25 protein-coding genes are annotated in these 26,126 nt (G+C 44.9%); 24 read left to right on the top strand and 1 reads right to left on the bottom strand.

Annotated elements, in window-relative coordinates; genetic code table 11:
• The first annotated feature begins 17 nt into the window (after positions 1-17).
• The 20 genes from atpA to disA all read left to right on the top strand — a co-directional run bounded on the left by atpA (position 18) and on the right by disA (position 21,304).
• Entirely contained in the window at positions 18-1,532 is a 1,515-nt protein-coding gene (atpA, locus tag SWOL_RS12360) for a F0F1 ATP synthase subunit alpha (RefSeq protein ID WP_011641757.1), read from the top strand.
• A gap of 12 nt (positions 1,533-1,544) precedes the next feature.
• Positions 1,545-2,441: an ATP synthase F1 subunit gamma gene (atpG, locus tag SWOL_RS12355; RefSeq protein ID WP_011641756.1), complete on the top strand. Its 897-nt coding sequence runs from the start codon at positions 1,545-1,547 to the stop codon at positions 2,439-2,441.
• Between the two features lie 3 nt (positions 2,442-2,444).
• Entirely contained in the window at positions 2,445-3,875 is a 1,431-nt protein-coding gene (atpD, locus tag SWOL_RS12350; protein WP_011641755.1) for a F0F1 ATP synthase subunit beta, read from the top strand.
• Positions 3,876-3,878: 3 nt separating this feature from the next.
• Positions 3,879-4,292: a F0F1 ATP synthase subunit epsilon gene (locus SWOL_RS12345; RefSeq protein WP_011641754.1), complete on the top strand. Its 414-nt coding sequence runs from the start codon at positions 3,879-3,881 to the stop codon at positions 4,290-4,292.
• A gap of 139 nt (positions 4,293-4,431) precedes the next feature.
• The gene (locus SWOL_RS12340) at positions 4,432-4,707 is read left to right on the top strand and encodes a hypothetical protein (RefSeq protein WP_011641753.1); all 276 of its coding nucleotides are present in this window, start codon (positions 4,432-4,434) and stop codon (positions 4,705-4,707) included.
• A 37-nt stretch (positions 4,708-4,744) separates the two neighbouring features.
• The gene (locus tag SWOL_RS12335; protein ID WP_011641752.1) at positions 4,745-5,053 is read left to right on the top strand and encodes a hypothetical protein; all 309 of its coding nucleotides are present in this window, start codon (positions 4,745-4,747) and stop codon (positions 5,051-5,053) included.
• Between the two features lie 118 nt (positions 5,054-5,171).
• The gene (locus SWOL_RS12330; protein ID WP_041427597.1) at positions 5,172-5,912 is read left to right on the top strand and encodes a YwmB family TATA-box binding protein; all 741 of its coding nucleotides are present in this window, start codon (positions 5,172-5,174) and stop codon (positions 5,910-5,912) included.
• A 120-nt stretch (positions 5,913-6,032) separates the two neighbouring features.
• The gene (gene murA / locus SWOL_RS12325; protein ID WP_011641750.1) at positions 6,033-7,277 is read left to right on the top strand and encodes a UDP-N-acetylglucosamine 1-carboxyvinyltransferase; all 1,245 of its coding nucleotides are present in this window, start codon (positions 6,033-6,035) and stop codon (positions 7,275-7,277) included.
• A gap of 202 nt (positions 7,278-7,479) precedes the next feature.
• Complete coding sequence (gene spoIID, locus SWOL_RS12320) at positions 7,480-8,337, top strand: stage II sporulation protein D (RefSeq protein ID WP_207635296.1); 858 nt, start codon at positions 7,480-7,482, stop codon at positions 8,335-8,337.
• A 71-nt stretch (positions 8,338-8,408) separates the two neighbouring features.
• On the top strand, positions 8,409-8,657 hold the full coding sequence (gene spoIIID / locus SWOL_RS12315) for a sporulation transcriptional regulator SpoIIID (protein WP_011641748.1): 249 nt from the start codon (positions 8,409-8,411) through the stop codon (positions 8,655-8,657).
• Positions 8,658-8,757: 100 nt separating this feature from the next.
• Positions 8,758-9,786: a rod shape-determining protein gene (mreB, locus tag SWOL_RS12310; protein WP_011641747.1), complete on the top strand. Its 1,029-nt coding sequence runs from the start codon at positions 8,758-8,760 to the stop codon at positions 9,784-9,786.
• Positions 9,787-9,980: 194 nt separating this feature from the next.
• Positions 9,981-10,754 (top strand): flagellar basal-body rod protein FlgF, encoded by a 774-nt coding sequence (flgF, locus tag SWOL_RS12305; RefSeq protein ID WP_041427596.1) that lies wholly within the window; start codon positions 9,981-9,983, stop codon positions 10,752-10,754.
• A gap of 106 nt (positions 10,755-10,860) precedes the next feature.
• The gene (locus SWOL_RS12300; protein ID WP_011641745.1) at positions 10,861-11,622 is read left to right on the top strand and encodes a WecB/TagA/CpsF family glycosyltransferase; all 762 of its coding nucleotides are present in this window, start codon (positions 10,861-10,863) and stop codon (positions 11,620-11,622) included.
• Between the two features lie 247 nt (positions 11,623-11,869).
• Positions 11,870-14,002, top strand: a complete 2,133-nt coding sequence (locus SWOL_RS12295; RefSeq protein WP_011641744.1) for a cell division FtsA domain-containing protein — start codon at positions 11,870-11,872, stop codon at positions 14,000-14,002.
• Positions 14,003-14,171: 169 nt separating this feature from the next.
• The gene (locus tag SWOL_RS12290) at positions 14,172-14,600 is read left to right on the top strand and encodes a CtsR family transcriptional regulator (RefSeq protein ID WP_011641743.1); all 429 of its coding nucleotides are present in this window, start codon (positions 14,172-14,174) and stop codon (positions 14,598-14,600) included.
• A 16-nt stretch (positions 14,601-14,616) separates the two neighbouring features.
• Entirely contained in the window at positions 14,617-15,126 is a 510-nt protein-coding gene (locus SWOL_RS12285; RefSeq protein WP_011641742.1) for a UvrB/UvrC motif-containing protein, read from the top strand.
• A gap of 12 nt (positions 15,127-15,138) precedes the next feature.
• Positions 15,139-16,218 (top strand): protein arginine kinase, encoded by a 1,080-nt coding sequence (locus SWOL_RS12280; RefSeq protein ID WP_011641741.1) that lies wholly within the window; start codon positions 15,139-15,141, stop codon positions 16,216-16,218.
• Positions 16,219-16,231: 13 nt separating this feature from the next.
• Positions 16,232-18,718, top strand: a complete 2,487-nt coding sequence (locus SWOL_RS12275) for an ATP-dependent Clp protease ATP-binding subunit (RefSeq protein ID WP_011641740.1) — start codon at positions 16,232-16,234, stop codon at positions 18,716-18,718.
• A gap of 154 nt (positions 18,719-18,872) precedes the next feature.
• Positions 18,873-20,228, top strand: coding sequence for a DNA repair protein RadA (gene radA, locus SWOL_RS12270; protein WP_011641739.1), 1,356 nt, complete (start codon positions 18,873-18,875; stop codon positions 20,226-20,228).
• A 5-nt stretch (positions 20,229-20,233) separates the two neighbouring features.
• A complete protein-coding gene (gene disA / locus SWOL_RS12265; RefSeq protein ID WP_011641738.1) occupies positions 20,234-21,304 on the top strand; it encodes a DNA integrity scanning diadenylate cyclase DisA in 1,071 nt (356 codons plus the stop codon).
• A 151-nt stretch (positions 21,305-21,455) separates the two neighbouring features.
• Here the strand turns inward: disA and SWOL_RS12260 are convergent, their stop codons facing one another.
• Positions 21,456-21,854, bottom strand: coding sequence for a nucleoside triphosphate pyrophosphohydrolase family protein (locus SWOL_RS12260; RefSeq protein ID WP_011641737.1), 399 nt, complete (start codon positions 21,852-21,854; stop codon positions 21,456-21,458).
• Between the two features lie 234 nt (positions 21,855-22,088).
• On the opposite strand from SWOL_RS12260, the gene SWOL_RS12255 reads away from it, so the two are divergent.
• The 4 genes from SWOL_RS12255 to ispF all read left to right on the top strand — a co-directional run bounded on the left by SWOL_RS12255 (position 22,089) and on the right by ispF (position 26,046).
• On the top strand, positions 22,089-23,615 hold the full coding sequence (locus SWOL_RS12255) for an oxygen-binding di-iron domain-containing protein (RefSeq protein WP_011641736.1): 1,527 nt from the start codon (positions 22,089-22,091) through the stop codon (positions 23,613-23,615).
• 158 nt (positions 23,616-23,773) lie between these two features.
• Entirely contained in the window at positions 23,774-24,874 is a 1,101-nt protein-coding gene (locus SWOL_RS12250) for a PIN/TRAM domain-containing protein (RefSeq protein ID WP_011641735.1), read from the top strand.
• The gene (ispD, locus tag SWOL_RS12245; protein WP_011641734.1) at positions 24,867-25,556 is read left to right on the top strand and encodes a 2-C-methyl-D-erythritol 4-phosphate cytidylyltransferase; all 690 of its coding nucleotides are present in this window, start codon (positions 24,867-24,869) and stop codon (positions 25,554-25,556) included. The genes SWOL_RS12250 and ispD overlap by 8 nt, the downstream gene beginning before the upstream one ends.
• A 16-nt stretch (positions 25,557-25,572) precedes the next feature.
• On the top strand, positions 25,573-26,046 hold the full coding sequence (gene ispF / locus SWOL_RS12240; protein WP_011641733.1) for a 2-C-methyl-D-erythritol 2,4-cyclodiphosphate synthase: 474 nt from the start codon (positions 25,573-25,575) through the stop codon (positions 26,044-26,046).
• Positions 26,047-26,126: the final 80 nt, after the last annotated feature.

The following is a 26,126-nucleotide window of genomic DNA, read 5'->3' as shown; positions in this document are numbered from 1 at the left end:
TAGGGGTGAGCACATAAATGAGTATTAGACCGGAAGAGATTAGCGCTATATTAAAAGAACAAATAGAGCGCTACCAATCCGAGGTCGAGGTCAGCAATGTTGGCTCAGTCATATATGTTGGTGACGGTATTGCCCGCGTATACGGACTGCAAGGGGCCATGGCTGGTGAATTGCTGGAGTTCACTGGAGGAACCTTCGGAATGGTTCTAAACCTGGAAGAAGATAACGTTGGTGCGGTTCTCTTGGGAGAATATAATCATATTAAAGAAGGCGATGTTGTAAAAGCTACCGGAAGAATCATGGAAGTGCCGGCTGGGTCTGCCATGTTGGGCCGGGTAGTAAATGCTCTGGGACAACCTATAGATGGAAAAGGACCCATCAACACCACCGCTTTTCGCCCGTTGGAAAAAGTGGCTCATGGTGTTGTTACCCGTCAACCGGTTACTACACCGATGCAGACTGGACTCAAGGCTATTGATTCCATGGTTCCCATCGGCAGAGGTCAGCGTGAACTCATCATAGGTGACCGTCAGATCGGGAAAACCGCCATTGCTCTTGATAGTATAATTAACCAGAGAGAAAAGAAAGACCTTATTTGTATTTATGTAGCCGTCGGCCAAAAGCAAGCATCTATAGCCGGCATTGCCGCCAAGTTTGAAGAAATGGGTGCGATGGATTACACTATTATTGTTGCTGCTACCGCGTCTGAACCGGCTCCTCTGCTTTATATGGCTCCCTATGCCGGGGTTGCCATGGCGGAAGAATTTATGGAAGCTGAAGGCAAAGACGTTCTCATTATTTACGATGACCTTTCCAAGCATGCCGTAGCGTACCGTGAGATGTCCCTGCTGCTCCGCCGACCGCCTGGCCGCGAAGCATATCCGGGCGACGTTTTCTATCTGCACTCCCGCTTGTTGGAGAGAGCATGCCGTTTGAACCCTGACCACGGTGGAGGGTCCATAACGGCTCTGCCTATAATTGAAACCCAGGCTGGTGACGTATCCGCCTATATTCCGACCAACGTTATATCCATTACTGATGGTCAGATTTACCTGGAAGCTGACATGTTCAACGCCGGCCAACGCCCTGCGGTTAATGCTGGATTGTCTGTCAGTCGAGTTGGTGGATCCGCTCAGACCAAAGCCATGAAATCAGTTGCTGGTCAGTTGCGACTGGACCTGGCTCAGTATCGTGAACTGGCGGCTTTTGCCCAGTTCGGCTCCGACCTGGATAAAGCCACTCTGGCCCGCCTGACCCGTGGTGAAAGAGTAACCGAGATACTGAAGCAAGGACAATATCAACCTATGCCGGTGCAGGAACAGGTTGTATCCATTTATTCTGGAGTTAATGGTTATTTAGACGATATTCCCAGAGATAAAGTGGGTGAATTTGAGGTGGATTTCCTCAAATTTATGCGCAGTGCCAATGCTGATGTATTGAACGCTATCAAGGACACAGGAAAAATAGATGACGCAACAGAGCAAAAACTTATCAAGGCGATTAATGAATTTAAATCCACTTTTGCGGTTTAGGTGGTGATCTAAATGGCAGGAGCAGGTGTAAGAGAATTTAAGCGCAGAATAAGAAGTGTTCAAAATACCCAGCAGATTACCAAAGCCATGAAGATGGTGGCGGCGGCCAAGTTGCGGCGTGCACAGGAAGCAGCCGAGTCGTCCCGCCCTTATAACGAAACTTTGAAGGGAACTCTGGCCCGGTTGGCGGCGGTATCTTTTGATGTTCGGCATCCGCTGCTGGTAAAAAGAGAAGAAGTACGAAAAGTTGGCTATATAGTAGTAACCGCAGATCGCGGCCTCTGTGGTGGTTATAATACCAATATTATCCGGGCCGCCAACCATGCCATTGCTGAGGATGAGAGAAAAGTTGAAACCGGTATTATTGCCGTAGGCAGGAAGTCCCGCGATTTTTACCGCAAACGGGGCGGTTTTGACGCCGAGTTTATAAACCTGGGTGATAATATCAGTTATGCTGATGCCCGTGAAATAGCACAATATGTTACCAATGCTTATGAGAATGAGGAAGTAGACGAAGTGTACCTCGTCTATGCCCGATTTGTTAATGTATTACGCCAGGTACCAACTGTGACCAAGCTTTTACCCATAGAAACCCCTACCCAGGAAGCGGACAGCAGTGATATCAAAGAAACACGGCAAGTGGACTACATTTACGAGCCCAGTGCTGAGGATATTTTGCTGGCATTGCTACCCAGGTATGTGGGAAGCCAGATATACAACGCTATGCTGGAAGGTAAAGCCAGCGAGCAGGGAGCAAGAATGACAGCTATGGGTAATGCTACCGAGAATGCCAAAGAAATAATTAGCAACCTTACTCTGGAAATGAACAAGGTAAGACAGGCGGCCATCACTGATGAAATCCTCGACATTGTTGGTGGTGCCGAAGCCCTCAATAAAGGAGGAAAGTAGATAATGGCGAATGTAACATATGGAGAGGTAACCCAGGTTATCGGCGCGGTTGTTGATATACGCTTCAAACCTGGAGAATTACCGGACCTGATGAACGCAATTACAATTAGATCAAGCGAGCAGGACGCCGGCTTTACAGCCGTTGCCGAAATCGATGTTATGCTTGAAGCTATGCAGTTGCTGGGTAATGACGTAGTTCGCTGCGTTGCCCTGCAGCCTACTGATGGAATTAGCCGAGGCATGAAAGCCGTTAATACCGGTGCAGCCATTAAGATACCCGTTGGCGAAGGATGCCTGGGCAGAATACTAAATGTTTTGGGTCAGCCAGTTGATGAAGCGGGACCAGTAAATGCCTCTGACTACTGGGAAATCCACCGTAAGCCCCCCGCACTAGTTGAGCAGTTGCCCGCTACGCAACAGCTGGAAACTGGAATCAAGGTTGCCGACCTGATTTGCCCCTACGCCAAAGGTGGTAAGATAGGACTATTTGGTGGAGCTGGCGTGGGCAAGACTGTTATTATTCAGGAACTTATAAGAAACATCGCCTACGAGCATGGTGGATATTCAGTGTTTACCGGCGTGGGTGAGCGTACCCGTGAAGGAAATGACCTCTGGGGTGAAATGACCGAGTCCGGCGTTATTGATAAGTGCGCCTTGATATTCGGACAGATGAACGAGCCTCCTGGAGCTCGTCTGCGTGTTGGTCTGACGGGAATGACCGTAGCGGAATATTTCCGTGACTTCTCCGGTTTGGACGTTTTGATTTTTATTGATAACATCTTCCGTTTTGCTCAGGCTGGTAACGAAGTGTCGGCTCTGCTGGGACGTATGCCTTCTGCTGTTGGTTACCAACCAACCCTGGCCACAGACATGGGTTATTTGCAGGAACGTATAACCTCCACCCGGAAGGGGTCCATCACTTCCGCCCAGGCGGTTTATGTTCCCGCTGACGACTTGACTGACCCGGCTCCGGCCACGACCTTTGCTCACCTGGATGCGACTACGGTTCTTTCCCGTGCTATATCCGAGCTGGGCATTTATCCGGCGGTTGACCCCCTGGACTCCACCTCGCGTATACTGGATCCCCAGGTGGTCGGTGATAAACACTACGATACCGCTCGCGGAGTTCAGAAGATACTGCAACGCTATAAGGAACTGCAGGATATTATCGCCATTCTGGGTATGGATGAATTAAGCGATGAGGATAAGCTGATAGTAGCCAGAGCCCGTAAGATTCAAAGGTTCCTATCTCAGCCCTTCCACGTAGCGGAACAGTTTACTGGTTCACCGGGAATCTATGTACCCACCAGCGAGACGGTAGAATCCTTTAGTCAAGTTTTGGCAGGTAAACATGACAATCTAAGTGAGGATTCTTTCTATATGGTTGGTAATATTGACACCGCAGTTGCCAAAGCTAAGAGACTGGAGGCGTAGCCTATGGCAGAGAGTACCTTTATGCTGGAAGTAGTTACTCCGGAAAGGATACTATACCGGGACGAGATCCAGTTTATGGTGGCTCCAGGTATAGAAGGCGAACTGGGAATTATGAAAAACCATGCCCCTTTGGTAGCAGCATTAAATATTGGCGTATTGCGCTACCAGACCTCTACTGGTGTAGACAAGCGTATGGCTATTAGCGGTGGTTTTATGGAAGTTATTGATAATGGAACCCGTGTTCTGGCAGAGACTGCAGAACATGGGAGTGAAATTGATGTATTGAGAGCCAAGGCCGCTAAGGAAAGGGCAGAAAAAAGACTTGAAGTAAGAAGCGAAGAAATTAATCATGCTCGTGCCAAAATGGCTCTGCAGAGAGCTATTGCCCGGATCAGGGCCAGCGAGAAACCCCTTTAGTATCCTGGAATGACAATCATAAGACAAAGCCGGAAGGAAAAAAAGTTTCCTTCCGGCTTTGAAATTTTGGGATTAGATTATATAATAAAGCAATATAGATATACATACTTATTGGGAGGAGTTAAAAATTCATATCCCTATGGAAAAGATCATTGCCAGTAGTTTTCTGCCGGTAACATCTTTTGCATTCAATTATGAGTTCAATATGAATAGCATGGTCAGGTATTTGATTATTATTACCCTGTGCTATTATTTTTTAAAAGGACTCATTTATTTGTTACTATGGCAGACCACCCACAAAATTGAGGAGAGGGCCAGAGAGCAGAAACGTAAGGAAAAAGAGAAACGGGAGAGTATGCGACGAATTTGGGAGGACGAGGAGATTGAGAGGGATGATGATAGCAATTGGTGGTGATAGGTTTTAAGGAATAACGGCAAAAAGGGGGAGTTAGATGAGAACCATGTTTCTTATTCTTATTGGCGTTGTTTTTGTTATAACTATGGTATTTGCTGTTTTAATTTGGCGGCAAACCATAAAATTAGAGAAAAGTGCCCTGGCGGCAAAACAACGCAAAGAAGCTTATTTGCAACAGCTCGAGATAGAGAGACAAGCGGAGATAGAGAGACAAGCGGAGATAGAGAGACAGGAAGCATTGGCAAGAGCTAGAGAAGATGAAAAGCAGAAAACGGAAATGAATAATGATAATGATGGGAGCAAACCGGAGAACCAGGGTGAAGCATCACCCATTAGCTCTAATTAAATACCGCAACAAGACCTGACTAGTGTCAGGTCCTTTATTTTTTACTGCTTAATAGTTAACGGAATAAAGCATTCTTCCCCCGGCAATAATTAACAATAAAAGATCTGGGGGAATTATTATGCGGAGGGTTATAGTCATTATTATTTCGTTTATTTTTATTTGCACTTTTTGTAACCATAAAATTAACAGCCAGCAAAAAAAGGAAGTTCTGCTACCTTCACCTTATCACCTATCTTTTGCATCAATCGGTGCAATTTCACTTGAATCACGTCTGGATTGCTGGGCAAGAATAAAAAAGACATCTTCAGCAAAAGAGATTCGCCAAGACATGGAAAACATTTTAAAAATACTAAAGGTACCAGTTGATTCCAAGAACTTTAAAAATGGTAAGCACCCTGTCTCCATAAATTTTTACTCCTCTTATGGAGACTATAGACTTCAGTTAAGCGGCCAATCAGATGATCAAAACGGCGAGACTTACTTTTTGTTAAGCCTCGTTTCTAGCGAATGTAGCAGTGATTACCTGCGAAATCTGCCCCAAATTTTAAGCAGGGCAAGTAATTTAAACTGGACTTCATATTATTTATACACCGGAAGAATTGACCAGAGTCTTAATACAGAGTCACAACAGAAGATATTACGAACAGTAATGAAAACTTTAAAATCAGAAGAAATAGATAATTTTGCAGGCAAAAACATAGTTAGCATGACGGGATACAGCCAGAGTATAGAAAATATTAGCCCTTCGGTTTTAATGGGTAGAAAGAAATACAATATCCAAGTCGCCGCAAGAAGTAACTCTAAGGAGGGAAAAACTTATATATATATTGGTTCTCCATTGATTTTGAAGGATTATTAGAATTGTAAATTGCTCAAGCAGTGTTGGTTTATACCAATACTTATATGAGCCTCTTCAAAAATTAAAAGTTGAAAAAGGCTTCACCCTGCACCCTTCGGGTACCAAGGAGGTGATATATAATTGGCAATTACTGTAGAGAATAGCGAAAATATAAGTGGCGAAGTAGAAGTAAGTTCTTCAAAAAATGCTATTTTACCGATTTTGGCAGCTTCTTTGTTAAGTGATGATAAAGTTACAGTGAATAAAGTCCCGGAGATTAATGATGTTTCCATTATTAAAACTTTAATTAATTCGCTTGGGGTTGAAGTAGAAGAATCTGCTAAGAGCATTTGCTCTTTTGGTATGCCGCAAAACAACCACCCCCCCTACGAATTGGTCCGGCAAATCAGAGCTTCTTTCCTGGTAATGGGACCGCTCTTAGCTAGAAAAGGGAAGGTTAGAATATCATTTCCCGGCGGTTGCGCCATAGGTAACCGACCTATCGACCTGCATTTGAAAGGCTTCCAAGCTCTAGGAGCCAGGATCAATCTTTCCTGCGGGGATGTAATAGCAACAGCTAAAAAACTCAAAGGAAATCATATTTACCTTGACTTCCCCAGCGTTGGTGCTACCGAGAATATATTAATGGCTGCTTCCATGGCTGAAGGTCGAACTTATATTGAAAATGCCGCCCTGGAACCGGAAGTAGTAGATTTGGCTAACTTTATAAACAGTATGGGAGGGAAGATAAGCGGAGCCGGAAGTAATGTTATCAAGGTGGATGGGGTAAAAAAAATGACCGGCGCTAATTATACCCCCATACCAGATCGAATTGAAGCAGGGACTTATATGGTTGCAGCAGCGGCTACTGCAGGTAATGTTCTGGTCAAAAATGTGATTCCGGAACATTTAAAAGCGATAATCGCTAAATTAATTGAAAGTGGGGCCGAAGTTGAGGAAGAGAAAGCACAGGTAAGGGTAAAAAGAAATAAAAAGATTAAACCAGTATATATAAAAACGCTGCCCTATCCCGGTTTTCCTACGGACATGCAGGCCCAATTCATGGCTTATCTTAGCCGGGCTGAGGGAAGCAGTGTAGTAACAGAATCTGTTTTTGAGAATCGCTTTATGCATGTACAAGAATTATTAAGGATGGGAGCAAAAATAAAAACGGAGGGAAGAACCGCAATAATTAAAGGGACTCAGGAAATTAGCGGAGCCAGTGTAAAAGCTACGGATTTACGAGCGGGAGCAGCTTTGTTAATAGCAGGTTTAACTGCTAAAGGTAGTACGATAATAAGTGAAAGTGAACATATTGATCGGGGTTATGAAAAAATAGTAGAAAAGCTCAGCGGGTTAGGGGCTAGGATATATAGAAAGTTATAAAACGCCTCACTTTTCTTAATAAAACCTTATTTATATATATTTACAAGAACCGTCACTTGATATACGGCTCTTTTTTTGTCTCTAATCAAAGGAGAGCTGGAATGAATCTAAATCCTTTTTAATATTATGATACATGAGTAAAAAAACAAAAAACATCCTTTTAATATTGGCAGGATTTTTGCTATTGCTGTGTTTTACTTGCATGCTAATCCGCGGCTGTAAAGAAGATAAGCAATTTACGGAGCCCAGCATTAATTTATACCGAACCAAGGAAAATAAGTCTTATAAACTTAAATTAGAGGAATACATCCAGGGAGTAGTAGCGGCAGAAATGCCCGCTTCTTTTGAACTGGAAGCCTTAAAGGCCCAGGCAGTGGCAGCTAGAACTTATACCTTTAAAAAACTAATTGATGGACGAAAATATGCTTTAAATGCAGACCTTTCTGATAACATCTACGAATGTCAGGCTTATATTTCCTGGGAGGAATTTGGGGAACGGCATCCCCAGGGAAAGCAGCAATGGCAAAAAAAAATTGAGCAAGCCTGTAATGAAACCAGAGGAGAAATCATGCTTTATCAAGGCGAGCCCATTGATGCTTTGTATCATTCGACCTGTGGGGGAAGAACCGAGAGTGCCCTGGAAAGCTGGGGTAAGGATATTCCCTACCTGCACTCAACTACCTGCAACTATTGCCGCCATTCCAAATATTACGAAAGCATACAGGTTTTTTCTTCAGGGGAATTGCAAAAACTTACGGGGGTGTCCAATGCAGAAGCCATAAAAATATTAACCAAGACCCCGTCCGGGCGTAGCAAAAAACTACAACTAGATGATCGTTTGATATCCGCCGAAGAGTTCCGCCGAATTTTCCAATTGCCTTCTACCTGCTTAAGTTTGAAAAAACAAAAAAACAATCTATTAATTATAAGTAAAGGTTATGGACATGGCTTGGGCATGTGTCAATATGGAGCCAATGGTATGGCAACCCAGGGAAAAAACTATCATGATATTTTAGGCAAATATTATAAAGATATAGATTTTTACCGGATAAATTATTAGACTTCTCCCTTTTTGTTCTTCTGTTGAGAATTGGTGAATATATTTAATTAATTCAAAAAGGGAGGAAAAAGATGCAGAACTATATAAGAAAACGTGCGGTCAAGATCGCCTATCACATACTGCAAACCTCCAATACTGTACGACAGACAGCAGAAGTATTTGGCATCAGCAAAAGCACCGTACACAAGGATGTGTCGGAAAGACTGCCGCGCATCAACCGGGATTTGGCTGAACAGGTGAGATGCATTCTGGATAAAAATAAGGCCGAGAGGCATATCCGGGGAGGAGAGGCGACCAGGCAAAAATATGCTTGTATGTAGTGAGTATTTTATTAAAATAAAAAGCCATGGCCATCCCCGCTGATTAAAGGTAAAATAATGAACAGGTGTATATTTTTTTGGGGGAGGCCTTGGTTAAGAAATGTGGTTTGCCGAAGACATTGGAATTGACCTGGGAACAGCTAGTGTATTGGTTTTTAAAAAGGGTCGTGGAGTAGTACTTAATGAACCCTCGGTAGTAGCTATCGACAATAGCAGCAATAAAGTAATTGCAGTGGGAGAAGAAGCTAGGCAGATGCTGGGAAGGACTCCTGGTCATATAGTAGCTATCCGGCCATTAAAAGAAGGCGTTATTGCTGATTTTGATACTACAGAAAAGATGCTCAGCTATTTTATCCGGAGGGTAATGGGAAGAAGAATATTCTTCAAGCCCCGGGTAATAGCATGTATACCTACAGGAGCCACCGATGTAGAAGAGCGAGCCGTGAGACAGGCTACTCTATCATCTGGAGCCAGGCAGGCTTTTATTATTGAAGAACCAGTAGCTGCAGCACTTGGAGCTGGTATCGATATATCTGAGGCTACTGGCAACATGGTGGTGGATATTGGGGGAGGAACATCGGATATAGCAGTGCTATCGTTGGGTGGAATCGTATGCAATTCTTCCCTTCGAGTAGGGGGGGACAAGTTTGATGAAGCTATAATCCGTTATGTTCGTAAAGAATACAATCTTATGATAGGTGATAGGACAGCTGAGGAAGTCAAGATTCGTGTGGGAACAGCTTATGTTAATGACGCGAACCGGAATCGATTAATAGAAGTAAGAGGGCGCGACCTGGTAAGCGGTTTGCCCAAAACAATACAGTTCAGCTCCGAAGATTGCTGGTTGGCTTTACAAGAGCCTATAGCTACCGTTATTGAAGGGGTTAAGAAAGTACTGGAGGTTACCCCTCCGGAACTAGCTGCCGACATTGTCAATAATGGTATTGTAATGACTGGCGGGGGTTCATTGCTGGATGGTCTGGATACTTTGCTGTCCAAGGAAACAAAACTGCCGGTACATATAGCCGAGGATGCTATTTCTTGTGTGGCTATGGGAACGGGACGAGTTTTAAATGAAATATCCGTGCTGGCCCAGTCCAAAGGAAGAGGAAGCAAAAGAGTGCTATAGATTAAAGCCTTTACCCCCTGTTTACGATAATATCTATAAGGGATAATTTTAAGCATGGCAAGAAACTGCGGAGCAGTTTCTATACCGCTGCAACGAGGTGGGGATTAAAACCCGACCGCCTGTTTTGCTAATAGGAACTTGCCGTTTAAAGCAGCGGAGGACTATTTCACCTTGTTATAAATGGGGGATGCATTTTGATTAGGGGTCTTTATACAGCCGGGGCGGGAATGATGTTACAAATGGCCCGGCAGGATGTAGTTGCCAATAACCTGGCCAATGTAAATACCAGTGGCTTTAAGAAAAATACGGCAGTAGCCAAGGCTTTTCCCGACATGTTAATAAGCCGTTTGGGAGAGTGTAAGGAGGATAAGCAGGGACAGCTGAAAGTGCAGTCGCCGGTAGTAATTGGCCGCTTGGGAACTGGGGCTTCCATCAGCGGCATTTATACCGATTTTGATAACAATAACCTTAAAAAAACCGATAGCCCCTGTGACCTGGCCATTACCGGGGCGGGTTATTTTGTAGTGCAAACTCCGGAAGGCCAGCGTTTTACCCGTTGCGGAGAGTTTAAAATAAATTCTGAGGGAATACTTACCACCAACAGTGGATACCCGGTGCTTGACAGTAATGATTCTCCTATTACTATCGAAGGGGAATTCCTAATTGACGAGCAGGGGAACATTAATGTAGACGGAGAAAATATAACCCGCTTGAAGATAGTAAACTTTAACGATTTGCAGATACTGGAGCGCCTGGGCGACAACCTTTTAAATTCTCCGGAAGAGCCGTATGTTATGGAAAGACCGGAAATGCTACAAGGATATATAGAGCAGTCCAATGTAAATGCGGTAAAGGAAATGGTCACCTTGATAAGCGTGGTTAGAGCCTATGAATCCCTGCAAAAAATGGTGCAGGCAGAAGATGAGATTATGGGACAGGCTATTGATAAGGTGGGTAGTATAAATTAAGAATATAGAAACCGCCGCTGGGCGGTTTTTTTATTTTAAGGTAAAAAAGAGGAAAATCCCGATTTTTCTTTAAATAAAAAATAAGTATCAGAATTATGGAGAAAAAATGAAAAATAAAACACAGAGCAGAATAAATATTCTGGGATGCCAGATAGATAAGGTAAATATGGACCAAGCCCTGGCTTTTATTGAAAAGAGCATCAAGGGGAATATTCCCTCCCATATCATTACGGTCAATGCAGAAATCGTCTACCAGGCCCATAAAGACCAGCAGTTGCGGGAAGTTATTAACTCGGCCAGCTTGAATACTCCGGATGGTATTGGTATAGTTTGGGCGGCACGGCAATTGGGCGTAACATTAAAAGAAAGAGTGACGGGAATTGACCTGCTGGATCGCATTTGTTCAATAGCACCCGCCCGAGGCTGGAAGGTTTTTTTCCTGGGAGCCGCCCCGGGAGTAGCTGAACAAGCAGCCAGCAAGCTGTTAGATAAGTACCCAGGCCTGGACATTGTCGGGATGGAGAATGGATATTTTAAAGAGGAAGAGGAAAAAGCCGTTATTGCTAAAATCAAGGCCCTTTCTCCTCATATCCTTTTTATTGGCCTGGGAGCTCCTAAACAAGAATACTTTATCAGGCGCAATTTAAAGCTTTTGGGTGTTCCAGTTTGTATAGGTGTTGGTGGCAGTTTCGATGTATTGGCGGGAATAAAAAAAAGAGCCCCAAGATTTTTCATAAAGCTAAACCTGGAATGGCTGTACCGTTTGTTGGCGGAGCCGAGCCGGTTCAAGCGACAGTTAGCCTTACCTCGTTTTGCCTGGCTGGTCTTAAAACAAAAGGTGACAAGGGGACGGTTCTCTTGTCACTAGGGCTAAACCTCTAAACCCTACTTTTAAACAACCCCCTATGGCCGGGGCCATAACCAGCGATGAAAAGTAAGTTAGTGGGCACTTGAATAGTAAGATGATGTATATCAGAAGAACTGTCCCCTTGATATAGCCTGGCTGGTCTTAAGACAAAAATGGCGGGGAAAAATGATATATCGATAGTGACCGCAGGTCAGTGCCCCTCTGCGTTAAAAAGTCTATTTTCTAATTAAGGAGGCTTATTATTGCCGTGGATGGTAAAAAAATATTTGCTCTGGATATAGGCACCAGGAAGATAATGGGATTGGTTATGCAGGAGAAGTCGGGATCATATGAGGTGCTAAGCAGTACCATTATGGAACATAAGACTCGGGCTATGATGGATGGGCAGATCCACGATGTGGAAGAGGTTGCTCGAGGCATACAGTCCATAAAAGAGCAAATTGAAGCGGAATTGCAGATTAAACTGGAATCTGCAGCGGTGGCAGCGGCTGGTCGTGCTTTAAAAACCTCCCTGGGGCAGGTAGTCAAGCGGCGCCCGGTAATGAGCGAAATTAGCCCGGAAGAGGTGCGTGCCCTGGAAATCGAAGCGGTTCACCGCGCCCAGTATTTGTTGGGACAGGAAGAAGGCAGGCAAAATGTTCAGGGAGACTATTTTTGTGTAGGTTATAGTATAATTTCCTACTGCTTGGAGGAGCAAGAGATAGGGAACCTGGTAGGTCAGGTGGGCTCGGAGTATGGGGTTCATGTAATTGCCACCTTTCTGCCCCGGGTAGTAGTGGATAGTCTCTTTTCCGCTCTTAAGAAAGCTGGACTGGAAGTCTACAGTTTAACCTTGGAGCCTATTGCGGCGCTTTCTTTGGCCATACCCCCCAGTATGCGGCTTTTAAATCTGGCTTTAGTTGATATTGGAGCCGGAACCTCCGACATTGCCATTGTAAAAAATGGCAGTATTTATGCCTATGCCATGGTTCCCCAGGGCGGGGATAAGCTAACTGAAAGCCTGGCTGCTACCTATCTTCTTGATTTTAACCACGCGGAAAAGATTAAACGGCTCCTATCCCAGCAATCAGATATTGAAATAACGGATGTTTTGGGTAATTGCAGCAAATTACAAAGCAGCGAAGTTCTTCAGGAACTGCAGCCGGTATTGAACCAATTACTGGAGAACATCAGCCATAATATATTGGAATTAAATCAAAAGCCTCCAGATGCGGTAATTTGCATTGGAGGAGGAAGCCTCACCCCTTCCCTGGCATCTAGCCTGGCTGAACATTTGAACCTGCCCCATAACCGGGTGGGCATTAAGAGCAGTGATAACTTGGAGGGAATTACGCTGGAAAAGGATTACTTAAAAGGACCGCAGGGGGTAACTCCACTAGGAATAGCCTATTATTCCTTTTCCCGGGTTCCGGTTCCTTTTATAAAAGTCTCGGTAAATGGAAGAGAAGTTCCGGTTTGGAACCTGGGGAAACTGGATGTATCTGCAGCCCTCTTAAGCTCTGGTATTAACCTGGGTAGTATTTATGGCAAACCCGGTTTAGGTAAAACCATTGAAGTAAACGGAGAGGTAAAAGTATTCAAAGGTGAGATGGGAACCCCTCCCTTGATTAAGCTCAATGATAGCCCGGCTTTTCTGGAAAGTACAATAGAAGAGGGCGCCCGGATAGAATTTATTCCGGGAAAGGACGGCAAAGAAGCCCGGGTTATGCTGCAAGACCTGCTTTCTCTCAGTGAGGGAGAAGTTTTTGTCAACGGGGAAGCGCTTCATCTTAAGCCCCTGGTTTTAATTAATGGTGAGGAAGTCAAAGCCGATGAAGAAATACCCGATCGAGCCCGGGTGCTATTTAAACCGCTTAACCGATTGGCCAACATATTAACCCTGGCCGGGGTGGGTGAACACTGGTTGCAGGAAAAGACCTACCATTATTACCTTAATGATGAGGAAAGAACACTACAATGGGTTCCAGTAAAAGTGCTGGTTAACGGGGAGCCCGGGCAACTTAATCAGGAAGTTTCCTTTGGCTCCCAGCTAAGCTTCTCGCTTAGTCAGTTAAGACCACAGATTAAAGATGCCTGCTCGGGTCTGGAGGACTTGCGTCTGCAGGTTAAAGTAAACGGGCAGATGCTGAGCCTGGAGGGCAAGGGGGCCTTGATCAAGCTGCAGGATAGAGTGGTGAATCTGGAAGAAGAATTGGAAGATGGAGTCCATTTAATAATAGATAAAGAGAAAAGTTCTGCCATATTGAGCGATGTCTTTCGCTTTTTTGAAATTGAAACCAGCATGACAGGAGCCCTGAAAATGAAGGTTGATGGAAAAGAAGCCGGATTCACTACCCCCATCTTCAATGGCAGTGTGGTAGAAATAGTATGGGAAGAATAAGAATAAACTTTAATATGCAAATACAGGAGGCTTAAAGCCTCTTTTTGTATTTTAGGGCAGGAATTGAAGGATAATAATAAAGTAAACAATAGTCAAAAAAACCTTTACCTTCTGCAGCAAAGCGATTAGAATAGTATTAAGGTCAAAAAAGGTCAAAGAGGTAATAGCTATGAAAAAAAGTTTGGCAGATCGAATCGAAGAATATATCAAAGTATTGATAGCCAGGAGTGAGGCCCAGCAGATTGAAATCCAAAGAGCAGAATTGGCTGAAACCTTCTCCTGTGTTCCTTCCCAGGTTACTTATGTGGTAGCTACGCGTTTTACCGAAAAATCGGGCTATCTAAGCGAGAGCAGGCGGGGAGGAAAAGGCTTTATTCGTATTAGCTGCTGCGAATTGGATAAGGAAGCAGCGCGGGAGAGCAAGCAGGAATTGTTTATATTTATAGACCGGCTTCTGGAAGTTGAAATCATAAGCCAGAAGGAAGGGGAAATGTTAAAGCATGTAATTAGCAAAAGTTCGCAAGAAGTGGCGCAGGAGCAAAAGAGCCAGTTTTTTGATGCATTTAAATTTGCCCTGGCTGATTTTCTTAAGAAATAAATAGGAGGTTTTTGCCATGTACTGTGAAGAATGCAAGCTCAGGCCAGCCACCGTTCATTTGGCTCAGATGTTCAACGGGCAAAAAATAGAGACCCATCTCTGTGAGCAATGTGCCAGCCAAAAGGGTGCCATTATTTTTGGTGCTGATCACCAGCTTTCCATATCTAATTTGCTGGGCAGTTTTTTGGGGGGTAACTATAGTATTCAAGAGGCCAGGTCCCCGGTTCAGAATAGCAGTTGTCCGAACTGTGGGATAAAGTTCTTTGATATAAGACAAACGGGAAAGCTGGGCTGTGCCCAGTGCTATATGGCTTTTGAGCAGGAATTGGAGCCCAGCCTGCGTAGAATTCATGGCAATCGCCAGCATGTAGGTAAAATTCCGCTCCGGGGTGGAGAAAAGGTTTTGTGGAAAAGACAGATAGAGGGCCTGAAACAGCGTTTGCAAGAAGCAGTGGCCCGGGAAGAATATGAGGAAGCTGCGGAAATCCGTGATCAGATTAAAAATCTGGAAAAGAGAACGGGATAAGGAAGTGGCGGAATGAGTATAAAGAAACTATTTGCCGAGACTTTTTTGGCCTGGATGAATGGGGAAACAGCAAGCCAATCAGATATTGTAATAAGCAGCCGGGTGCGCCTGGCCAGAAATTTAAGCGATATAGCTTTTCCCCATTTATTGAATCAGGAATCAGGTCAGAAATTTATGCAGCTTATTTATGAGGCCTGGCAGAAGAGTGAGTTTAAAGAATTAAAGCAGATGGAGCTCGTGACCTTCGAAAATCTCAGTGCTTTGGATCGTAAGATACTGGTGGAAAAGCACCTTATCAGTCCCAACCATGCCCAGTCAACGGCCTTTTACCAGGGCTTGCTGGTCAAGCCTGATGGCTCACTGGCGGTAATGATAAATGAGGAGGATCACCTGCGGATACAATGTTTTTTGCCGGGCCTGCAGTTGGAAGAGGCTTATCGCCGGGCCCAGGAAATTGATGATGCCCTGGAGAAAGAGCTGGATTTTGCTTTTGATGATCGCCGGGGCTATCTGACTTCCTGTCCTACCAATATTGGAACAGGAATGAGGGCTTCACTGATGCTGCACCTTCCCGCTATTACTATTAGCGGGCAAAGTGGGCATATCTTTCAAAACCTGAACCAGTTGGGGCTGACCGTACGAGGAATATACGGAGAAGGAACCGAAGCAATCGGCAACTTCTTTCAATTATCTAACCAGATTACCCTGGGGCAGAGTGAAGAAGACATTAATGCCAGCCTCACTACCATTTCCCAACAGGTAATAGAGCAAGAGCGTATGCTTCGGAAAAGTTTACGGGAGCAGATGAAGTATCAGCTGGAGGATAGGATTGGAAGAGCTTATGGGATTCTTACCCATGCCCGGCTTATTAGTTCAAATGAGGCCTTAACCTTACTTTCAGATGTAAGGCTGGGTGTAGATATGGGAATGATACCCCGGATTAGTCCTAATGCCTTAAATGAGCTGGTAGTGGATATAAGGCCGGCTCATTTGCAAAAAAAGGCCGGCAGCGACATGGACGCGGTCAGTCGGGATGCCAAAAGAGCTGAGGTAATTCGAGAGAAACTGCAAACCGGGGAAGAAGGAAGCTAAGGAGGAGATAATTATGTTTAGAAGATTTACCCAGAGAGCCAGAAATGCGGTTATTCACGCTCAGGAAGAAGCCCGCCAGTTGAATCACCCGGCTATTGGTACCGAGCATATTCTTTTAGGCTTATTACGGGAAGGCGAGGGTGTTGGTGCCCGGGCTTTGCTTAACAGCGGTATTGACCTGGAAAAAGTGCGGGAAGAAATCAACCGGGTAATAGGTGCCAATGGCGAAGCTGTGGAAAAACCGGCTGGAGACTTGCCGGTTACTCCTCGGGCTAAAAAGGTTTTTAACCTGGCTTTTGATGAAGCGCGTTTACAGGGAGTCAATTATGTAGGCACCGAACATCTTTTACTGGCAGTATTAAGAGAAGAAGAAGGGGTGGCTGGCCAAGTTTTACACTCTATGGGTGTTAAGCTGGACCAGATCCGGGAGCAGGTTATGTTGCTTCTGGGGGGAGATGTATCCTCAACTTACCATAACCCAAATGCCTATCAGGATACAGCAAGTCAGCCCAATCAACAGGCTAGGAAGAGAGCCCGGAGCAAAACGCCTACCCTGGATAGCTTTAGCCGTGATTTAACTCAGGATGCCAGCGAAGGAAGGCTGGATCCGGTTATTGGCCGGAATAATGAAATCGAGAGAGTTATACAGATTCTATCCCGCCGCACCAAAAATAACCCGGTATTGATTGGTGATCCGGGGGTGGGGAAAACCGCTATAGTTGAGGGATTGGCCCAGCGAATTATGGACAACCAGATCCCGGAGATATTAAGCAACAAAAGGGTGGTGGCTCTCGATCTGTCCGCTATGGTAGCCGGGACCAAATACCGGGGTGAGTTTGAGGAGCGTCTGACCAGGATAGTAAATGAAATAAAATCATCCGGTGATGTAATTGTATTTATTGATGAGCTTCATACCATAGTGGGAGCGGGAGCAGCCGAAGGAGCCATCGATGCGGCCAATATACTCAAACCTTCCCTGGCCCGGGGAGAGTTTCAGTGTGTAGGAGCTACTACCCTGAATGAGTACCGTAAACATGTGGAAAAGGATGCTGCCCTGGAAAGGAGATTTCAACCCATTCTGGTGGAGGAGCCCAGTATCGAGGAAAGTATTGAAATTCTAAAGGGATTAAGGGATCGTTATGAAGCTCACCATGGGGTCAAGATAGGAGATGAAGCCATTGAGGCGGCGGCCAAGCTTTCCGCCCGCTATATCAGCGACCGGTTCTTACCCGACAAGGCTATCGACCTGATTGATGAGGCTTCATCCCGGGTCAGGCTGGCCAATTATATTATCCCCGAGGATTTGAAGAAGAAGGAAAGCCAACTGGAAGACCTGATCAAGGAAAAAGAAGAGGCTATCAATGGCCAGGAATACGAAAAAGCCGCCCGCCTGAGAGATGAAGAACAGAAGCTTAGAGATGAGATAGAGAATGAAAGAAAAGAATGGTCAAGCCAGCGCAGTTTGAATGCAGGAAGTGTAGGCGAAGATGAAATTGCGGCAGTGGTTTCAAGTTGGAGCGGTATACCGGTAAACAAACTGGCAGAAGAAGAGAGTGAACGTTTGGTGCAAATGGAAGATGTACTGCATCAGAGAGTAATAGGCCAGGAAGAGGCAGTAAAAGCCGTTTCTCGTGCGGTAAGACGGGCCCGGGCCGGTTTGAAGAATCCCAAACGTCCTATCGGCTCCTTCGTTTTTTTGGGTCCCACGGGGGTGGGAAAAACAGAACTGGCGCGCAGCTTGGCAGAAGCCATGTTCGGCAGTGAGGATGCCATAATCAGGCTGGATATGTCCGAATATATGGAAAAGCATGCCGTATCCAGGATGATTGGCTCGCCTCCCGGATATGTGGGTTATGATGAAGGAGGACAATTAACCGAAAAAGTCAGGAGAAAGCCTTATTCTGTTATTCTTCTGGATGAAATTGAGAAGGCCCATCCTGATGTATTTAATATACTCCTGCAGGTTATGGAAGATGGCCGCTTAACGGATGGACAGGGACGAACAGTGGACTTTAGAAATACCGTGGTTATCATGACCTCCAATGTCGGGGCTGATTCTATTAAGAATAGCAAAAAAGTAGGTTTTACCAGGGCTATTGATGAGGCTCATGATTATAGCCAGATGAAAGAAAGGGTTATGGAGCAATTAAAACATACCTTTAAGCCGGAGTTTATGAATCGGATTGATGAAATAATTGTCTTCCAGAACCTCAATGAGCAGGAATTAAAGGAAATAGTTGATTTATTATTGTTAGACCTGAAAGAAAGAGTTAAAGAGAATGGCTATGGAATGGAGATAAGCCCCGCAGCTCGAGAATTAATATTAAAAGAAGGATATGATCCGGCTTTTGGAGCCCGACCCCTGAAAAGGGCTATACAGAAATTAGTCGAAGATAGCATCTCCGAAGAAATATTGAAGAAGAACTTGCTGCCCGGGGATAAGATACTGGTAGATGCTGTGGAAGGGCAAATCATAGCTCGGAAAGCGAGTGAAAAGTAGGAAGACGGAGGACGGAAAGCGGAAGGCGGAGGGCGGAAAACGGAGGGCGGAGCAAAAAAGGGGAGCTGGATTATTTCCAATTCCCCATATCTTTTTTACCAAACTTTTATGGTAAAGCTATAAAATATAATATAATTGTTCTAAGGAGAAAGTTATGGGGAAGATCATCAGTAAGTTTGTATGCCATGAATGTGGTTATGAGACTCCCAAGTGGTTGGGGAAATGTCCGGGCTGTTCCGCCTGGAACAGCTTGTTGGAGGAAAGTATAAGTAATAAGCCGCTGCGAAGAACGGCAGAGCGAGTTGCCGCCATCCCGTTAAACCAGCTTTCTGCTGAAGATAGTCCGAGGTTCAGCAGTGGCTTATCTGAATTTGACCGGGTTTTGGGGGGCGGCATTGTCCCCGGGTCCTTGATTTTGTTAGGGGGAGACCCCGGTATAGGCAAGTCAACATTATTATTGCAGGTGGCGGGACTAATAGCCGCCGCTGGGAAAAGGATACTTTATTTATCCGGGGAAGAATCTTTGCAGCAAATACGCTTAAGAGCCAGCCGGCTAGGCATTAATAATGATACGATTTTCCTCCTGAATGAGCAGGATATCGATCTTCTTCATGAATACATAAATGACTTGGACCCGGATTTAATTATTATTGATTCCATACAGACGGTCTATTCCTCCAAGCTATCTTCCATTCCCGGGAGTGTATCCCAATTAAGAGAGAGTACTGCTGCGGTAATGCAAATTGCCAAAAAGATGGACAAGGCAGTTTTTTTAGTGGGGCATGTAACCAAAGATGGTTCTCTGGCTGGACCCAAAGTTCTGGAACATATAGTAGATGTGGTAGTCTATTTCGAAGGGGAAAAGAATTTTTCCTTCCGCCTCTTACGGGCAGCCAAAAACCGCTTTGGAGCTACCGATGAAATTGCTTTGCTGGAAATGAGCGGGCAGGGATTGGTGGAAGTACCGGATCCATCCTATGTATTTTTAAGCCCGGGCCGGGATATCTCCAGTGGCACTGCCATAGTAGCCAGTATGGAAGGAAGCAGACCATTGCTGATCGAGATTCAGGCTTTGGTTTCTTCACTGGGTGCCGGGTACCCTCGTCGGATGGTATCAGGTATAGATCAGAACCGCCTGTCATTGATTATCGCGGTTTTAGAGAAGAGGCGAGGATATACACTATCTGCCTGCGATGTCTACCTCAAGGTTTCCGGTGGAGTTTTTCTAAAAGATCCTTCCGTTGATCTGGGAATTGCAGCTGCGGTCTTGTCTAGTTACCTGGAAAAGCCTCTGGCAATGGATACAGTGTTTATTGGCGAGATAAGCCTTAGCGGGCAAATAAGGCCGGTATCTTTCCTTGATTTACGTTTAAGAGAAATAGACAGAATGGGCTATAAAAGGGTGATTGTTCCAACTTCCCCGGGCAGATTGGCAAAATCTTCCCATAATATGGAGATCTTGGAGGTCAAGAGCCTTGATCATTTTATAGATATAGTGTTGGAGGGATAAACCAGGTGGAAGAGATTTATGCAGGAACTTTCAAAAAATATCTACAGATGCTGGCACCCGGTACTGTATTCCGCCTGGGGGTGGAAAATGTGCTGCAAGCTGATACTGGAGGGCTTATCGTAGTTGGGGATTCACCCGAATTAATGAAACTTGTCAGTGGTGGGTTTCACATAGACTGCGAGTTTACACCTTCCCGGCTGTACGAGCTGGCTAAAATGGACGGAGCCATAATAACCAACAGTGATGCCTCCAGGATTGTAATAGCCAATGCCCAGCTAGCCCCTGATCCGGAGATTCATTCCGATGAAACCGGGATTAGACACCGCACGGCCGAGCGGGTGGCTCGACAAACCGGACAACTGGTGGTAGCCATATCCCAACGACGCAAAGTAGTAACTTTATACCAGAGTAATATCGTATTTCGTCTGCGGGATCTGCCCTCCATACTGGTCAAGGCTAACCAGGCTTTACAAACCCTGGAAAAATACCGGAATGTTTATGCCCGCGAGCTACAGCGTCTGGGCGGGCTTGAATTCGAGGATATGGTTACTGTTTCCGAAGTTTGCAAGGTTATCCGGCGCAGCCTCAAGGTACTGGACATAGCCGGAGAAATTGAAAACCATATAGTTGAATTAGGAACCGAAGGCCGGCTGGTAAGAATGCAATTGGATGAAATGATAGCCTCGGTTGAGGAAGAGGCTCTTTTTATCATCCAGGATTATTCCAACAGCAGCGATAAGAGCTCCCAGGAATTATTAAACAATATGCGGCGGGCCTTTGAGGAAGATATTTCGGACGCGGTATTTATTGCCCGGATATTATCCCTTGGTACCAGCAGCAGTCACCTGGAACAGCAGGTTTCTTCCCGGGGCTATAGAATGTTACATAAGCTGCCTAGGATACCTTTATCTATAATTGATAACCTGGTTGAGCGCTTTGGATTATTGAGCAATGTTTTGCGGGCCAGTATTGAGGAATTGGATGATGTTGAAGGAATCGGGGAAGTTAGAGCCCGTTCCATCAAAAACGGCTTAAAACGTATGCAGGAACAATTACTCTTGGAATACATGCTATAGCTGGAAGACGGAAGGTGGAAATCGGAGGACGGAATGGTCGTCAGACACTGGTGATGTTCCATCCTGCGGGTGTCGCTATTAAGGACTTATTAAAAGCAGGCGGAAGTAAAGGCGGGAGCAGGGCCCCCGCCTTTGGTATTGCTTTTTACGATTATGTCATATTGAATATTCCCAGGGTAGAAGCCTTTTTATATTCCTTGATGAAGACATCATAAAGGCTAATGTCCAGTGTGTTGCAAAGAGCTGCAGTATAGAAAAGCATTTTGCCCATTTCATTGAGGACAATCTCTTCACAATTACTGCAAAGCTGTCCGTGTAAATGATTATCCAGATAATTCCGTAGTTCTTCGAAGGTATTGATGTGATCCGGGATCTGAAGTTTCTCAGCTTGGATGGAAAGGCATCCGCAATCAGTAACAGATTTGGTGACCGCACGGTTAACCCGGCAGGTTGATTCTGAAAGCTTGGAGAGGATATCTAAAATGCTGCGATGCCTAATCAAGAGGTCAGCTACAACATTTTGAAATTCATCACAAATCAAGTCCTTCATAAAGAGACTTGCCCCCCTTTATTCTGTGATTTGATAAAATTATAGCCCCTAAATTGCTGACTTGTCAACAAAGCCCAGCACGACGGGGATATCGAAATTTGCTGTATTATGAGTATTTTAATAATTACGGGGAAAGTAAAGGGGAAAATAAAAGGATACCAAAAAGTGACAGCTTGTATATTATCCAGGCTTCACTTATTATAAAATGGAGATTTCGGCAAGGAGGGGAATGAGATGCAGAGCGTGAAAATCAAAGAAAATATTTACTGGGTAGGAGTTCAGGATCCGGACTTAAGGGTATTTGATATAATAATGCGTACAGAAAAAGGAAGCAGTTATAATGCCTATCTAATAAAGGGAAGTGAAAAGACCGCACTGGTAGAAACCGTTAAGGATGAGTTTTTTGAAGAATATATAGAAAAATTGCAAGAGATTATAAAACTGGAAGACATCGATTATTTAATCATGAATCATACTGAACCCGATCATTCCGGTTCCATAGCCAGACTTCTAGAAAAAGCACCTGGCATAACTGTTGTTGGTAGTTCCAACACCATTGAATTCCTGCGTGAAATAATTAATAAAGATTTTGATGCCAGGATTGTGGGACAGGGCAGCAATCTTAATCTAGGTGACAAAAGCTTGCATTTTATTGGTGCCACTTTACTACACTGGCCGGATAGCATTTATTCCTACCTTCCCGAAGACCGCATCTTATTTACTTGCGATTCCTTTGGCAGTCATTACGCCAGTGACAAGATTTTTGATGATTTAATTGAGGAAGACTTCAGTCAGGAGTACAAGTATTATTTTGATGTTATTATGGGACCATTCAAGCCCTATGTATTAAGAGCACTAGAGCGGATTAAGGGACTGGATATCGATATTATCTGTCCCGGGCATGGGCCTATTTTGCGCAGTAATATCACCCATTATATAGATTTATACAGGCAGTGGGCTACAGTGCAAGCCGAGTCCGATCCACGACCCAAGATTGTAATGGCCTACGCAAGTGCTTATGGCTACACCCGAATGCTAGCTGAGAGCATAATAGAAGGCCTAAACAAAAGTGGATTTTTTAATCTTAAAGAATTTGACCTGGTTGAAGCCTCAACGGAAGAGGTTTTGCTTGAACTGGAAAACGCCAGAGGCTTTCTGATTGGTTCTCCAACTATTAACAAGGACTGCGTACCGCCGGTATGGAACCTGTTGAGCTCAATGTCCCCCATTATCCACGAAGCGATGGTGGCGGCGGCTTTTGGTGCTTATGGTTGGAGTGGGGAAGCGGTTCCCAATATGCAAAAACGCTTGCGGATGCTGCGCATGAATGTTCTGCCGGGGCTGCGCATCAGATTCCAACCATCCCGAGAGGAACTGGAGCAAGCAGTAGTCTTCGGGAGCAATTTTGGACGGGCGGTTCTGGCCGGCAACCAGGATTTGCTGGAGTTCCAATTTATCAACGATAGCGAAAAAAGAGAAGAAGTAGTGGGGAATTATATCAAGGAATATGCTAATGAGGATATTATTGTGTATTGGGATCCTGCCCTTTGCCAGCATGATACCCACTGTTTTACCCGGCTTCCCCAGGTATTCAATCCTGAAGCCAGGCCCTGGGTGAAAATAGACGGGGCACCGGCGGAAGCCATAATTAGATCCATAAACCGCTGTCCCTCCGGGGCTTTAAGGTATTCCCTTCCTGCGGGATCAGCTGTTAATCCTGAACTGGCAAAGGGAGCCGGGCTTCTGCCAGGACGTAAATAATTCTCCAGGCGGGATTTTATGGCTGATTATCCTGCCGCTATGGAGTTATTATGCACTTGGTATTGAGCATTAGGCGAAAAGGATATAAATAAATCTCACAATTATGGTATAATTAGGCATCTCCGATAGAAGAATAATTATATCGGAGGTGGATTATTGTGCTTAATAAACTACGTATCTCTAAATCCTTGTTAATTCTGGGCCTCTTCTTTGGAATTGGCTGTGTTAATTTTGCCGGGAGGTTCTTTCAACCCGGAAGAAGCTGGCAGATTTGCCTGGGGATAGGGGCCTTTCTCTTGTTTTATCTCCTGTCCAGCAAGATGCTTGGCTACTTTTCCAGGCTATATTCCCGAGTAGAGGATCTAATGGATGTTACTTCAATCGATATACTCCTGGGAGGGACCGGGGGCTTACTTTTGGGAATAACGATTGGAGTACTTTGCAGTTATCCACTATCCAGGATAGGTGGAGTGGGTGATTTTTTGTCCCTGCTTGTCTTTATTCTGAGTAGTTTTTTGGGCCTTAAGATGGGGATTCGCCGGGGAAAAGAGCTTCTGGTTTTTCTACCCCAGTCGAGTAAAGAAGGAGATGAATCTTTATCTGCTTTTAATCCCAAAGTATTAGATACCAGTGCGATTATAGATGGTCGTATTTATGATGTATGTCTGAGTAATTTCCTGGATGGTTCCTTGTTGGTACCAAACTTTGTTATTGAAGAATTGCAGCATATCGCTGATTCCTCGGATAATATAAGACGCAATAAAGGTAGAAGGGGATTGGAGCTCCTAGGAAAAATGCAGAAGCATCCTCGTATAAGCATTAATATAATAGAAGACGACATAATGGAAGAAAAAGAAGTAGATGCCAAGCTGTTACGCTTGTGCAAACAGCTTGGTGCCAGCATCATTACCAATGATTATAATCTAAATAAGGTGGCTGAATTGCAGGGCATTAAAGTATTGAACATAAATGAATTGACCAATGCCGTAAAGATAATGGTTTATCCAGGTGAAACCATGCATACCTGTATTGTCAGGGAAGGAAAAGAAGTGGGACAGGGAATTGGCTATCTGGAGGATGGTACTATGGTAGTGGTAGAACAGGCCCATGATGAAATTGGGAATGATATAGAGGTAGTTGTGACCAGCGTATTTCAGACAGCCGCCGGAAGAATGATTTTTACTCGTAAAGTGAAGGAAGAAAAGGAATTTATCGTAGATAATTTCAAAGAGGTTCAAGGGGTGAATTTGTATGGTTAACAACCTCCGGGTTGTTATTGCTGCTGCGGGGAGTGGCAGTAGAATGGGGGGCAATATCAACAAGCAGTATATCTTGTTGAAGTCACGTCCCCTGTTGGCTTACTCACTGGATGTTTTTGAAAAAATGGAACTGGTAGATGAAATCGTAATTGTAGCTCAGGCACGCGAGATTGAATATTGTGAGCGTGAGGTAGTAAAGAGATTTAGCTATCAAAAGGTTAGCCGGGTAGTAGCAGGAGGCTTGGAGAGACAGGACTCAATCTGGGCAGGACTGGAAGAGTTGAATAGTAATACAGATTTTGTGGCCGTTCACGATGGTGCTCGGCCTTTTGTCACTTCCGAGCTGATAGAAGAGATCTTGAAAGAGGCTGTGCGTTGGGGAGCTGCCATTCCCGGCGTTGCGGTCCGGGATACTTTGAAGCAGGTGGATCGGGATAATTTTGTCCGGCAAACCCTGGATAGATCTAGTGTCCTGGCTATACAGACCCCGCAAATATTCCGGTACTGCGAACTACATAAAGCCTATGAATATGCCCGGGAGCAAGGAGTGAGGGCAACCGATGATGCCTCTCTTTTTGAAAAATATATCGGCCGGGTTAAAGTGGTGCCTGGAGACAATCGTAACCTGAAGATAACTACACCCGAGGATTTGGCCATAGCCCGGACTATTTTGGAAGCCTAAGGGAAGGAGTAAGATATTGAGGGTAGGATATGGTTATGATGTACACCGTCTGCAAGAAGGCAGGAGGCTGGTTCTGGGGGGGGTAGAGATACCACATATGCAGGGGTTGCTGGGGCATTCGGATGCCGATGTTCTCCTTCATGCCATTTGTGACGCCCTTCTGGGAGCAGCTGCTCTGGGGGATATAGGCCAGCATTTTCCCGATAGCGATAGTCAATATAAAGACATAAACAGCCTGCTGTTGCTGAAAGAGGTGGCAGGGATTTTACAGCGTGCTGGTTGGAGGGTGATAAATGTTGATAGTACGGTAGTGGCTCAGGAGCCTCGCCTGGCACCGCACATTAAGCAGATGCGACAAAATATCGCCCGCGTCCTGGCCATAGAGTCGGAACAGGTGAGTGTCAAGGCCACCACTACCGAAGGGCTGGGTTTTGCAGGCCGCCAGCAAGGAATATCTGCCCATGCCGTAGTTTTAATAGAGCAAGCCTGATTTCAAGAATGCAAAAAGCAATAAATATGCTCTACCGCAAAATCCTTTTGTTGAATAAGGATTGCATAAATATACAAGCG

It is taken from the genome of Syntrophomonas wolfei subsp. wolfei str. Goettingen G311 (genome assembly GCF_000014725.1).
Taxonomy (GTDB): domain Bacteria; phylum Bacillota; class Syntrophomonadia; order Syntrophomonadales; family Syntrophomonadaceae; genus Syntrophomonas; species Syntrophomonas wolfei.
The sequence above is the reverse complement of the archived record's forward strand: the minus strand, read 5'-3'. Positions and strand labels throughout refer to the sequence as shown.